The following is a 14002-nucleotide window of genomic DNA, read 5'->3' on the forward strand; positions in this document are numbered from 1 at the left end:
AAAAACCCTTAGTAATTACTTAAGAATCTTTATATCTGGCTGGCCAACTTCCAGTTCCTGTACATGCCAATCTAGACCGATTTCAGGCATCGTCTCTAGGAACGGGTCTGGGTCTAGCTGTTCCATATTGAACACGCCTTTATCAGCCCACTTGCCACGGAAATACTGAAGCGCTGCAGTAATGGCAGGAACACCTGTGGTGTAAGAAATGGCTTGATGCTCAACATCTTCGTAAGCCACTTCGTGATCCGCATTGTTGTAAATGAAGACGCTACGTTCTTTACCGTCTTTTTTGCCTTGTACCCAAGTACCAATACACGTTTTACCTGTATAGCCAGGTGCAAGAGAGGTTGGATCTGGTAACAGTGCTTTCAACACGTGAAGCGGCTGAACGACAGTACCATCGTGAAGTGTCAACGGGTCTGGGCTCAACAAACCAATATCACGCATGCAGTTAAAGTAGTTCAAGTAACGATCACCAAAGCCCATCCAGAACTCAATGCGTTTTGCAGGAATGAACTCTTGCATAGAACGCACTTCATCGTGTGCCATTGAATACACTTTGTGCGTGCCGACCAATGGGAAATCAAACTCAAGCATACGAGAGTGGCAAGCCACCTGTTTCCACTCACCGTTTTCCCAGTAGAAAGAGTCGCCTTGAATTTCTAGCATGTTGGTTTCTGGATCAAAGTTTGTCGCAAACTTCTTACCGTGGTCACCGGCGTTAACGTCCATCACATCGATAGTGTCGATTTCATCAAACAAATGTTTCACCGCGTACGCAGCAAATACTGATACCACACCCGGATCGAAACCCGCGCCTAGAATTCCAGTGATTCCTGCTTCGGCAAATTTCTCGCGGTAGCCCCACTGCCAATCGTAGGCTTGTGGCACTTGCTGACCTTCCGAACACAGGTCAACAGCAACTGAAGTATCCAAGTAAGACACTTTCGCTTGGTAACACGCTTCCATAATGGTCATGTTGACCCATGGAGGACCCGCGTTGATCACTAAATCTGGTTTGACTTCATTGATCAGCGCAACCAACGCCTCTACGTCATCGGCATTCACTGCGCGAGCTTCGAGTTTTTTTGAGGTGTCCTTTAGATTGTTTTTCTTCTGGATCGACTCAATAATCTTTTCGCATTTCCCCACAGTACGTGAAGCAATGGTGATATCACCTAAAACGTCGTTGTTCTGAGCCGCTTTATGCGCGACTACCCAGCCAACACCGCCAGCACCAATTTGTAAAATTGCCATTATTTCGGTTCCTTATTATTGCGCTAGCTCAGTGGCTAACGTGTCAATTTTGTTCAGTAGATTTTCAAAATCCGTCAAAGATAACGTCGGATTCAATATGGTAAATTTTAACGCCGTTTGCCCAGCAAATGTGGTTTCACCTAACACTGCTTCGCCACGCACAAGCGCTTGTAGTCGAATATTTTGGTTAAGCTGGTCAAGATTGGTTTCACCATGAGTGCAACGGAATAGTACCGTTGAGAGCGACGGTTTCGTCAACAACTCAAAGTTTGCTTTATTGGCAACCAAGGACGCGACTTGTTGGGTTTGCTCAAGCAGATGATCGTACATTTCCCCAAGCGCGGTTGGACCCACATTCTGCATCGTCATGTATACTTTCAATGCATCAAAACGTTTGGTGGTCGCGATCGATTTGTCCACCAAGTTTGGCAACTCATCATGTTCACGGTTTAAGTAATCCGCATGGTGAAGCAAAAATCTAAAGCTCGCTTTATCCTTAACTAACAATGCGCCACAACTGATGGTTTGATAGAACAACTTGTGGAAGTCGACAGTAATTGAGTCGGCTAACTCAATGCCGTTTAAACGGTCTTTGCTGTCACTTAGGATTAATGCACCGCCATACGCTGCATCAACGTGCATCCAAATGTCATGCTTGGCCGCGACCTCAGCCACAGTTTGCAGGTTATCAATAGCACCCGCATCGGTTGTACCAGCGGTACCTACTACTGCGAATGGAATCAAACCTTGGTCTTTTGCAGACTGAATGGTTGCATCCAACAGCCCCGCTTTCATGGTTCCGTCTTGATTAGCAGCGACTGGTAATACCGCTTTCTCACCCAGTCCCATCCAAGATGCCGATTTCTGAACCGTGAAGTGAGCATTCTCAGAGCATACAATGCGCAGCTTGTCCGCATAGTCAGGTAAACCTAGTTTTTGCACCGAGTGAGACGACAACTTATCCGCAATCCAGTCACGAGCTAACATCAAACCCATTTGGTTGCTTTGTGTACCGCCACTCGTGAAGATGCCGTCAGCTTGCTCACCAAGCTTGTATTGCTCACACATCCAGTCAACAACGCGCTGCTCTACGTAGGTCGCGGATGACGCTTGATCCCACGAATCCATCGATTGGTTAAGCGCGGCAATCATACCTTCTGCGGCGACCGCAGAGACCAAAGGTGGGGTATGTAAGTGAGCAATACAGTCTGGGTGCTGCACCATAATTGAATTTTTGGCGACCAATTCGCCCGTGTCAGAAATCACATCTGACAACGCATGATTACCTTGGTCTAAATCAACCGCGTTGATTTGGCTTTCTAATAGCTTTGGATCAAGCCCAGAATATGGTGCTTTTGTCTGCTCAAACACATCGCGCATCACCTCGGTAGTGTGATGCATCACTGCCGCGTACTGCTGGCTGCCTGCTTGCCCCGTTTGAATGAAGTGTTTTTTCCATTCATCGGCTTTGCACGAGCTATCGGTCAGGCTTGCGCCTGCCACCAACATGGCTTCTTCAAGCACACGAAGTGCAAAGTCAATTTGTTCAAAAGAAATGATAAGTGGTGGCAAGAAGCGGATAACGGAACCATCGCGCCCACCTTTTTCAACCATAAGACCGCGCTCTAGCGCAGCACGTTGGATTTTTAATGTAAGTTCGCCATCGGATACTGGCTCGCCAAATTTGTTGTTACCGCCGTTCGGTTTTTTGATTTCAACGCCTAGCATTAGGCCTTTGCCGCGAACGTCAGCCACACAGTTAACGCGCTTTTGAATCGCTTCCAAGCCCATTCTTAGGTATTGACCCGCGACATTGGCGTGTTCAACAAGGTTGTCGCGCTCGATGATTTCCAACGCTTTTGCACCGGAAACCATGGCAAGCTGGTTACCACGGAATGTTCCCGTGTGCTCACCCGCCTTCCACGTATCTATGCTTTTGTTAAACACCAATAATGACATTGGCAAGCCGCCACCAATGGCTTTCGACAAACACAGAATATCTGGGTTAATGCCTGACTCTTCAAATGCAAAGTGGTAGCCAGTTTTGCCAACACCACATTGAATTTCATCAAAGATCAACAAGATGCCGTGCTCATCACAAATACGACGAAGCTCACGCAGCCAAGAGGCTGGCGCTGGAATCACACCACCCTCGCCTTGAACAGGCTCAACAATCATGGCGGCAGGTTTCATGATGCCCGCTTCGTCGTCATTGAGTAGACGTTCTATGTAGCGAATGCTCGCTTTGGCACCTGCTTCACCGCCAAGGCCAAATGGACAACGTAAATCGTATGGGAATGGCATAAAGTGCACATCTGACATCAAGCCAGTTCGGCGCGCTTTAGTTCCCAAGTTACCCATCATTCCCATAGTGCCGTTTGTCATACCATGGTAAGCGCCGCGGAAAGCAAACATAGTGTTGCGACCAGTGGTTTGCTTGGCCAATTTGATCGCTGCTTCTACGGCGTCCGCACCAGAAGGACCACAAAATTGTATGGCTGAGTTCTCGGCAAAAGACTGTGGCAAAAAGCCTTTAACGGCTTTTACAAAGGTGTCTTTTGCTTGAGTGGTAATGTCTAGAGTTTGATATGGCAAACCAGTATCAAGCTGTGATTTTAGCGCTTGATTGATCTCTGGATGGTTGTAACCCAGCGCTAGCGTACCCGCTCCGGCAAGACAGTCTAAGAAGACTTGGCCACGGGTATCTTCGACCAACACTCCATAAGCTTGTTTGATAGCAATCGGTAAACGGCGCGGATAAGAACGCACCTCAGACTCATGCTGTTGTTGATCAAGTAAAATTTGGTCCGGTGTTAAATCATAAACACCATCGACAATAGGAATTTGCTTAGAAAATACGGTTTGCTCACCGCTTTCAAAATCAAAAGCTGTACTCATTCGGATACCCTGAACCTAAATGACAGTCAACGAATTTCGTTGGATAAAAAACACGAGGAATACCAGCACCTAACCAAAAATTGGTCATGCTGTATCAATTAGTCAGAAAGACTAGTTCTAGTTGGGAATCAAGGTTCCGTAATGACGCTATTCTGTTGAACAGGACATTTTCTTGGAATGAAGCTGATTACAGTGCGTTTGTTAAGTTTCAACGTTGGGTTTCCCATTGCGGCGTCTCCGCGGTTAAGTATCCCATCTACTAACAAAAGGGTTGTTAGTACCTACCCTACGCAGCATCACAATCAGCCTGAATGGTTGCTGCGCGTATCCCCCAGAGGACCATTTGGTTCACGTCCGAGATTGCGCGCGATGATAAACAAATCCAACCTGCGAGGCAATACATATTTGTTCAAATAATCGACATGTGACAAATTTATTAGTTAAAAAAATCCCCTCTTTTAAGAGAGGGGATTTTGTAATTTCTAGTAGAGCTTTTTAGGCGTTGGCTTTCTTAGGCAACGAGATGTGAAGCAAGGTATAACCAATAATAGCTGCGGTCGTTGAACCCATCAGAATGCCCAATCTCGCATAAGTATCAAACACTACGTGGTCCAAGCCAAACGCAAGTGAAGAGATAAATATCGACATGGTAAAACCTATTCCACACAGTACTGACACAGCAAAGATATGAATAAAGCGCACACCTTCTGGTAATTTTGCGATTCCAAGTTTCACCGCAACCCAACTGAAGCTGTAAATACCCAATGGCTTACCAACTAACAGACCAAGCGCAATACCCATTGGCAATGTCGCAGTCAGGCTTGACAAAGAAACCCCTTCTAGCGATATACCTGCGTTTGCAAAGGCAAATATAGGAAGAATTAGGAAAGCAACATATGGGTGCAGTGCGTGCTCCATGTGTTTCAGTGGCGATTTGCCTCCCGGCTTGCCTTTTAATGGAATAGCGAAACCGATAACGACACCAGCCAAAGTAGCATGAACTCCGGATTTCAGAACTGCGAACCATAGAATAGCGCCAACAATGATGTAAGGGGTTAACCTTGTCACTTCTCGACTATTTAAGATAAACAGAACCGCGGTCATGATGAATCCAACCGTCAAAGCGATCGTGGACAAGTCACCCGTGTAGAACAACGCAATGATGACCACGACACCTAAGTCATCAATGATGGCGAGTGCAAGTAAGAATACTTTCAAGCTAACAGGAACGCGTTTACCAAGCAGTGCCATGATACCCAAAGCGAAGGCAATATCTGTTGCAGCAGGAATAGCCCAACCTTGAATTGCGTCAGGGTCTTGGTAGTTAAAGCCTACGTAAACCAGCGCGGGGGCTAACATACCACCAACCGCTGCGATAGCAGGAAAAATTGCTGTTTCACGGGATTTTAGCGCACCTTCAAGTAGTTCGCGTTTCACCTCTAAACCGATAAGCAGGAAGAAAATAGCCATAAGGCCATCATTAATCCAGTGTGAAACTGACATGCCGAAAATGTAGGTATGTAGACCAGCTTGGTACATGTCATTAAGCGAAGAGTTTGCTACCAGCATTGCGATAGCAGCCGCGATAACTAGTAGAATGCCACCAGCCGACTCCATCTTGAAAAAATCGCGAACGATATCACTCATTAAGTGTTTCCTTTTATTAAAATTGTTTCCAAAGCAACAATACACCTGAGTCTAGCCTGTTGATCTAGCGCACAAAAATCGCTTGTACGGATATCATTATTCGGTATTTCCGATGATTTGGCGGCCAAACCCTTCCTTTTTTATAGGATAACGCTTTCGTTGCCCGAGTAAGTTACACTTTAAAACAATTGGTTAACACATACATGATAGCTGAAAATTGTTACAAGCTGTCAGGAGAGGAAACGGAAGATGGCAAGAGTCAATTATCTAGTCGAGACTACCTTGTCTAATAACCAGTCAATTGCATAAAGCCTTGGATGTTGATGTTGTTATCAACTTGGATTGGCCCCTGCCAATATGGAACCGCAAATTCGTGCCATGCATCTTTGACAGGAACTTCAATCGTGACGTCTAGATCAAACTCGTCGAGCTTAAGCTGCCAAGAGGTTGGAATTACTTTGCCGTTGTCGAGCTGATGGCTGGTCAAAGGTGTCAATGAGATTTGCTCGTTAGTTAAAGTTAACTGCTTGCCACTTGCGTCAGACAACGTTCCCGTGTTGTAGATAGGTTGCTTATTCGATCGAAAGCGATTTATTGACAACACTTGGCCGCTTTCTAAGCGTAGCACTAACCAATCCCAGCCTTGCTGCCTATCAGTAAATAGGCCGCTTCCCCATTCTTTTCCAAGCCAAGCTGGCCCGGAGACTCGCAATCTTTTATCTTCGAACATCAACTCACCGTTTACTCTTACAAATGGTGCGTTGAAACCGTAAGTCGCCACTGGCAGTAAATTATGCTTTTGTACAAAGCCATTAGTTCCTGGCAGCACATACGGCCCATAAGATCTTGCATTGAGGTCAACAGAAAAATCTCGGCCACTTAAATAGATCTCACCGGGAAAAGGTGTCGAATTCATTGACTCCCAACGCCAATCGTCTAACCAAAGTCGAAATGGGTTGGCAATCATACCCGCTTGACCAATCCCCCCGCGTGCCAGCCTTTGTTCAGAATAGACTTCACCTTGGTGGATGAGAATTTTCTGCGAGACAAACAACTGCGTATTTTCCCAGCTGCGAGGATTACTACTATCGTACCCCACTCGCATGGTGTTCCACTGTAGATAGTACGACTCTCCAGCATCATCGGTAAGCCACGCAGCCATTTGCCACCAGCCATGCTGATAATTGGGGTTGAACGAAAAGTCAGCTGGCAGTTGAACACCATTGGTCGGATCAACCTTCGCAAAGGCGTCTGATTGTGTGTTATAGAAAACTTGAGAAAAGCTGGAAGGCAGAATTGGCTCATCAGCACTATAGAAGCGATCGTAAAGCGCCCAACTAAAGCCAGTTAAAAACATCACTACAAAAATGGCAACCGCTCGAGCGCGGCTAAAAGCTAGCCAACGACTCATAGTGCATCCCTCAATAACTTCATTGGTCGATGCCTAGCCATTCTCACCACTGGGATGGCACCCGCCAATACCAAACTACCCAAGGCTAATAGTGCTGTTTTTAAGTATTCAATCGGCAAAAACTTCACTTCTAGTGTCCAACCAAATGAGTTTTTTATAATGATATCGACCACTAACTGAGCAAGCATAATTCCCAAAGGCATTGCGATTAATAGTGCCACAACACCAAACACCAATAACTGTAGAAGACTGGTAACGATCATTTCCTTACCTGAAACCCCCAGACAGCGCAGTAACATACTATGTCGTTGTCTCGATAGCTCTCCTGCCAAAGTGGCAAAGAAGATCCCAAAGACTGCGATAACCAACGTTATATGACCGAGCGTATTAGCGATAGAGAAGGTTCTATCAAACAGTTTCATTGCCTGGCCATGAATTTCATTGTTATTAAAGATTCGTTCATCACTGAGGCCAAACAAGGTTCTTAGCTTTCGTTTGATCAAGGTAGCGTCGGCATTGTTTTTGAGCATGGTGCCAAGCGCGACGTTGCCTGACCCCGCAAAGGCGTATAGCCAATTGCGATGTGATACCAAAATTTGATGATAAGGGTTGCCGTAATCGTAGTAGACCCCGACGACTTGCCAGCCACTACCCATCGCACCGGGCAAATCAATAATGTCGCCAGTTCTAATGCCGCGTTTTAGCGCCATCGACTCGCTAATCATCAAGCCTTTACCTTCGTGGAGATAGTGCCAATAGTTAGGTATCGCCAGTTTTACAGGTAACGCGCTCGATTCAGTTTGTGAAGGTCCAGTACTAACAACTTCCACCTTTCCTGAATCACTACTTAAAATCGTCTCCCACCGCCACCAGATTGACTCCACTTCTGGCTGCTGCACCAACCAGCGACTCAAGGTTGAGGCGTGGTCGTTGTTTGGATAAATGTATAAGTCTGCTGCAAGGCGTTGGTTTAGCCATTTATCTGTAGTATCTCTAAAACTGCCAACCATGGTTTCCACGCCAATGTTGGCGGCCATCGCCAACATAAAGGCCATGGTCGCCACACCGCGATAACTCATACTAGCCGCGGCATCAGCAAAGAACCAACGCGCTTTAATCCACTTGAGGCTATATGAGAACGATTGGAATACCTTCCAAATGACGTATGGCGTAATTAATGCCGTGCTCAAAAGCAACAGCGTGATAATTGTAAAACCGGACTCTTGTGTATGAGGCGCTTGATAAATCGCGATGGCCGAGACACACAAAACGCAAGCAAGCATCGCTTGCAAAAAGAACTCACGGCCAGCAAATCGCATCAATGACAATCTTGGGGTCAAACGAATTGGTTTCGAGCGCAACAACCGAATCAAAGGCCAGGTACAAGCCAGTGCAGACGCGAACAAACACATTGCAAAGCTGTAAAAACCAGCTTGCCAACTCCACTCCACGGCCAAACCAACATTTGCACCATACAAATCAGCCAAGCTTGCTGACACTTTAGGAATCAATTGATTTGCCAATATCAAACCAAACGTATTTCCGCATAGCCAACTAACAAATACCAACACAAATAATTCGATACTCAAGCCAGCTGCTAGCATCCATGCGGAAACACCGGTTTGCCTTAAAATGCCCACCATAGGTTGACGTTGAATCATAGACAGCGACATGGCTTGGTAAAAGATAAACAAGCCAACAACGAAAGCGAGCATGCCCATGGCGGTTAAGTTGGTGTGGAACGCTTGCGTCAACCCTTCTAACTCTGCTTTAGAGCTGCGAGTGAGCACCATACCATTGGGTAGTATGTGTTCTAGTCGGTCTATCTCGCTTTGAGACATTTCGCCACAGGCAATAACCGACACGCCTGCGCTGCGTTCAAGTCTTCGGAAAGTAGATAAGTCGATAATGGCGCGCGTACCATGAGTTTGACCATAACGGTCAACGATGACAGGTCCAATTTCACGACCATTCTGCAACACCAACTTATCGTTGTCTTTTAGTTTGAGGTGATACGCTAAATCTCGGCTAATCAGTACTGGGTGAGGCGGACGCATCAGAGACAAAGAGCGGTAATCCGCGATAACTTGCTCTGATTCAATTTGCATCATCGCCACCGGGTCGATTCCGACCAATTGAACATCAAGCCCACCAACCACAGGCACCCGTATACTATCTATCGGTGCACACTGGTTAAAACCTTGCTGACGAAGATGGATGTAAAAACCTTGCGGAATTTTGGCAACAACGTGCTTAGGGCGAATGCGATATGGCAGTGGATTGGAGAACAGCTTTTCACCGTGCTCGTAGCTCATTTGTGCGTGTTTATTTATAGACGTAACGCCAACGAGTAGAGAAACACCCAAGGTAAGCCCGAGCCAGACCAATAGGATCTGGAACGGATAACGCCGGTAGTGGCCCAGTAAAGCTTTAGTTACGGGCCACAACATGCAAAAGTCCTCCTTGAAGACGAATACAGCCTTGCATGTGGTCTGCAACCTTTTCACTGTGAGTGACCAGCAACAAGGTACAATTTAACTGTTGCGTCAGCGAGGTAAGGAGACGCATGACCGCACCTGCATTACGCTCATCCAAACTACCTGTTGGCTCATCCGCTAGTAGCAGTTTGGGCTCCATATAAAGAGCTCGAGCTATCGCAGCACGTTGCTGTTGTCCACCTGATGCCTCTTCTGGATATCGGCCAAGCAACGGCATCAAATCCAACGCTGACAATATCTGTCGCCACAGAGATTCGTTTTCCGGCAGCCCTTTTAGCTGGCGACAGAAGCGAATATTGTCAGCAATATTCAAAGTTGGGATCAAATTAAATTGCTGAAACACCAAGCCGATATTGTTACGCCTATAAAGGGTGCGTTTACCTTCGGAGTTTTGGTGCATTTCGAAATCAGAAAATGAAATTTCACCGGAATCAGCTTTATCAAGACCAGCGATTAGGTTCAGCAAAGTACTCTTTCCCGAGCCACTTTCGCCCATTAGTGCGATTTGCTGTCCCTGCTCCAACGATAACTCTGCACCTTGCAATACCGGATGAAATTCACCGCCATCGAGATAGCCTTTGCATAGGTTGGATAGTTGAAGCATTCAGAGATACACCGTCTATTTCTGACAAGGACGTTGAATCTACACTAAAACCTTTCGATGAGAAAGTGTTTTGCATGATTGATCACACTACTAGCATCAATATGCATGCGAATAACTACTAGCGTCTAATTTTCGATCAGATTTTTGATCCATTTGCGACTGCGTAAACGATAGATAGCACCAAACCATTTGATTGATTCTTCAGTCAAAAATAGTAAGTACACCCACTCAGGTGGCCAGCCAAGAAATATTGCCGCAAAGGCAGTAAAAGGAATACCCACCATCCATTGGGCAAATACATCTTGGTACAGACAGAACTTTACATCGCCGCCCGGACGAAGCACGCCTACAATCAGAGCTAGCGGAACCGAACGAATCGCTATACTCACACTAAGTACCAACATAAACTTTTCAGCAAGTTCACGAGTTTCCGAGGTAAGCGCACTAAACTGGTCAAGGACCCACCCATTAATACTATAAAGCCCAAGCGCAAACAGAATCCCAACCAACAAACAGATAGTCACTACAGCAATTGCTTGATAATAAACCGCTTCAAAGTTTTTAGCGCCGAGTTGATTGCCCGTGATAACAGAGGCTGCATTGGCCAAGCCAATTAACATCGCTAATGACAGCGATTCAACTGGCACCATGACAGACAAAACCGTTAACCCTTGAACCCCTGCCTGTCCCATAATCGCGTGGTATGCAAACAAGCCAGCAGCCCAGAGCAAAAAGTTAAAGGTGGTGGGTAGTGATAGCGACAAAAAGCGTTTGATATTCTGCCATTCAATGGTGGCAATAATGTCTTTCACCCCAAACGCCAACAAATGCTGCTTAAATCTCAAGTAGGCTAACAAGGCCAATACTTCGATAACACCACTTAAAACAGTCGCGAGCGCAGCACCTTTGATCCCAAGTTCAGGCATACCCCAGTTACCAAAAATCAATAACCAGTTTAAGAAGAAGTTAGACAGAATCCCGATCCCTGAGAAAAACGTACTAATTCCTGGCTGGTGCATTGCACGCAGGCCGCCGAGTAAACTGGCGACAAACGCGACATTTAACATGCTCGCCGCAGATATCATCAGGTATTCAGTACCTAATTGATTCACCAATTGAGAATCGGTAGTCAGCCCCATGATTTGCGAAGGAAAAATCATGTATGCCGCAACAGACAAGAGTGCAAATAGTGTCGAAATGACCCAGGTTAATGCGGTGCTTTCTCGAAGCCCCTGCTTGTCGCCTGCTCCCCAGTATTGAGCGGCTAACATGGCGCCCCCCGTCGTCACCCCAACCAACATGATCGTGGTAACGAACGTGGCACGAGCCGCAACCCCCACCGCCGCAATTTCAGCTTCTCCGAGCTGCCCCAGCATAAGCACATCCACCAAAGGACGACTTGAAAACATCATGCTTTGCAAAGTAATCGGAAACGCTATGCTAAACAGGCGCTTGATGAAATCTCCACGGGAGTGGTACAGAACTTGACTTACTAGTGACACGCAGCAACCTTCTAAAAAAACAACGATACAACAACGTCTTTGGACTCAATACAAGGATAGCGATTACTTCACTAAAGCAAGAAGTAGGATCAACTCGACAACCCAAGGTAGGCACAGAGCAAGAAATAGAAGTCAAAAAACGATTCGAGATAAAAGCTCAACACGAAATAGCATAAAGGTACGCGAAGTCGTTCAAATTCAAACCGAAAAGAAGCAACGAGTTGAGCAAAGGAACTGAGGAAAAGTCTACTGCTAAGTGACTATCTCCTCAACAACTTTATGGGTTTAATTTTCAGTTTTAAATCCGAAAGGAATCTCGGCGAGTTGCTCACCGCGATTCGCCGGATAAATCCAATATTCACCGTGATATTTTACGTTAGATTTGTAATCGGTAACTTTGTGAACCAGAAAGCCAGCTTTAGTAGCCAACTCGACAAACTCATTGTGATTCCCACGCACAAACCAACTCATTTTCTGAACTAATTCGGCACCATCAAAACAGTCATCACATTGATTTGCGCACAGCGCCAAGGAGTTTTTGCCATCGGTAAAAAATTGAATTTTCCCCGCATTAACCAATGGTTCTGATGTTGAAACACTCCACCCTTTTTCTTCTACCAATTCCAAAAAGGCTTCAATTTGCGCATCCGTCACCAAATGGTGCTTTTCATCGGAGAAAAACGTCTGATAAAACTGAGAAATTCGACGAAACGTTGTTACTAAATCAGACTGATTTCCCTTTGAACGACTGGCTTTTTGCCACGTCGTTAAATTTTTGGTTACGCACTTATCAAAAGCTTGTTGCTTGATCGTTTTAGCCAGCCAACGTGCCAAAAACGCATTATTTGCTGCCGACGCATTGATTAGTTTGCCGCTACTGTGTAACTGCGCCATTTCGTCGAGCGCAGATCCAACGACCTTTTGAATTTCTTCAGAATACTGAAACATTATGCTTTGCGTCCCCAGATAAGATAACAAAGCGCGGATCCTACCGCACACAAACCCATTGCTGCAATCATTGGCCAAACAGTTTCACTTGGAACCAAAGCAATCCCCACAGCAACTAGAGAACCAACACCAAAGCGAACAGAGCCTGACAAAGACGATACCGTACCTGAAATCTCTGGATAAGCTGCAAGCAACAGTGCCATGGTATTACTGCCAACAATAGCAATAGTAGAACAGAACATAGATACAAACGGTACTACGCCCCAAAGCCCCCAATCGAACCATCCGGCAAGAAATAAAAATGTGCCGGCTACCAATTGAATCGCAATACCTAAACGAAGCATGCCATGCATACCGACACGTTTAACAATACGGCTATTTACACTGGTCATAATGAATAGCGCTACAACATTAAGGCCGAAGTAATAACCAAAATGCTCCGGTCTGACACCAAATAAGTCGATGTAGACAAACGCCCCGGACGTCAAGAAGGCAAACAAACCGGAAACGGATAAAGCTCCTGAGATTATTAACCCAAACGAAATTGGATTTTTCAGTACTGAAATGTAATTACGTAGCACGGTGCTGAAGCTAATTGGCTGTCTGCGATCAGCCGGCAAGGTCTCGGGAATAAACCACCAAACCTTAATCAACAACACAACCGAGATGACGGCGAGCACCAAAAATATCGCGCGCCAAGACCACCAAACTGATAAATAGCCTCCAACAAACGGGGCAATCAAAGGTGCAACGGTCATCACCAATACAACAAACGACATGGCTCGAGAGAAATCTTCTTTTTCGAACATATCGCGAACTACAGCTTGAATGACAACCGCTGCAGCCGCGCCAAATAGCCCCTGAATTACTCGGGCATACGTCAACATACCTATCGAAATAGCACTCGCACACACCGCTGCCATTACCGCAAACAGTGCAATACCGATGATTAAAATTGGCTTGCGACCGTAGCTATCTGATAGTGGTCCATAAATCACTTGGCCAACTGCAAATCCAATTGTGTATGCAGTCAGCGTCATCTGAACATCGCCTGGGGTTACATTTAGTGAACGAGCAATTTCTGGCATCGCGGGCAAGTAGAGATCAATCGCAAGCGGCGTTAATGCTGAGACTGCTCCAAGCAATGCAAAAAGAAAAAAACCGAGCGAATGCGCTTTGGCATTAGTAGTGGTGTCTACCGACATATATTTCCTAAATCAAGTTAACAGAAACC

Annotated in this window: 9 protein-coding genes; all 9 read right to left on the reverse strand. The window is 45.9% G+C overall.

What is annotated here, in order from left to right; all coding sequences use genetic code 11:
• Positions 1-15 precede the first annotated feature (15 nt).
• The gene (locus ACXAFJ_RS07035) at positions 16-1260 is read right to left on the reverse strand and encodes a carboxynorspermidine synthase (protein ID WP_475322384.1); all 1245 of its coding nucleotides are present in this window, start codon (positions 1258-1260) and stop codon (positions 16-18) included.
• Positions 1261-1275: 15 nt separating this feature from the next.
• The gene (locus ACXAFJ_RS07040) at positions 1276-4158 is read right to left on the reverse strand and encodes a diaminobutyrate--2-oxoglutarate transaminase family protein (protein ID WP_475322385.1); all 2883 of its coding nucleotides are present in this window, start codon (positions 4156-4158) and stop codon (positions 1276-1278) included.
• Between the two features lie 495 nt (positions 4159-4653).
• On the reverse strand, positions 4654-5805 hold the full coding sequence (gene nhaA / locus ACXAFJ_RS07045) for a Na+/H+ antiporter NhaA (RefSeq protein WP_475322386.1): 1152 nt from the start codon (positions 5803-5805) through the stop codon (positions 4654-4656).
• A 286-nt stretch (positions 5806-6091) separates the two neighbouring features.
• Positions 6092-7216: a lipocalin-like domain-containing protein gene (locus ACXAFJ_RS07050; RefSeq protein ID WP_475322388.1), complete on the reverse strand. Its 1125-nt coding sequence runs from the start codon at positions 7214-7216 to the stop codon at positions 6092-6094.
• Positions 7213-9666, reverse strand: coding sequence for an ABC transporter permease (locus ACXAFJ_RS07055; protein ID WP_475322390.1), 2454 nt, complete (start codon positions 9664-9666; stop codon positions 7213-7215). The genes ACXAFJ_RS07050 and ACXAFJ_RS07055 overlap by 4 nt, the downstream gene beginning before the upstream one ends.
• A complete protein-coding gene (locus ACXAFJ_RS07060) occupies positions 9647-10318 on the reverse strand; it encodes an ABC transporter ATP-binding protein (RefSeq protein ID WP_475322392.1) in 672 nt (223 codons plus the stop codon). Before ACXAFJ_RS07060 ends, ACXAFJ_RS07055 begins: the two co-directional genes overlap by 20 nt.
• 125 nt (positions 10319-10443) lie before the next feature.
• Complete coding sequence (locus tag ACXAFJ_RS07065; RefSeq protein ID WP_475322393.1) at positions 10444-11820, reverse strand: MATE family efflux transporter; 1377 nt, start codon at positions 11818-11820, stop codon at positions 10444-10446.
• Positions 11821-12105: 285 nt separating this feature from the next.
• Positions 12106-12768 carry a DUF2913 family protein gene (locus ACXAFJ_RS07070; protein ID WP_475322395.1) on the reverse strand — a complete coding sequence of 221 codons (663 nt, stop codon included), beginning with the start codon at positions 12766-12768 and terminating at the stop codon, positions 12106-12108.
• Positions 12768-13973, reverse strand: coding sequence for a Bcr/CflA family multidrug efflux MFS transporter (locus ACXAFJ_RS07075; protein ID WP_475322396.1), 1206 nt, complete (start codon positions 13971-13973; stop codon positions 12768-12770). Before ACXAFJ_RS07075 ends, ACXAFJ_RS07070 begins: the two co-directional genes overlap by 1 nt.
• Positions 13974-14002 lie beyond the last annotated feature (29 nt).

This window comes from Vibrio sp. ABH4_348 (assembly GCF_056159765.1).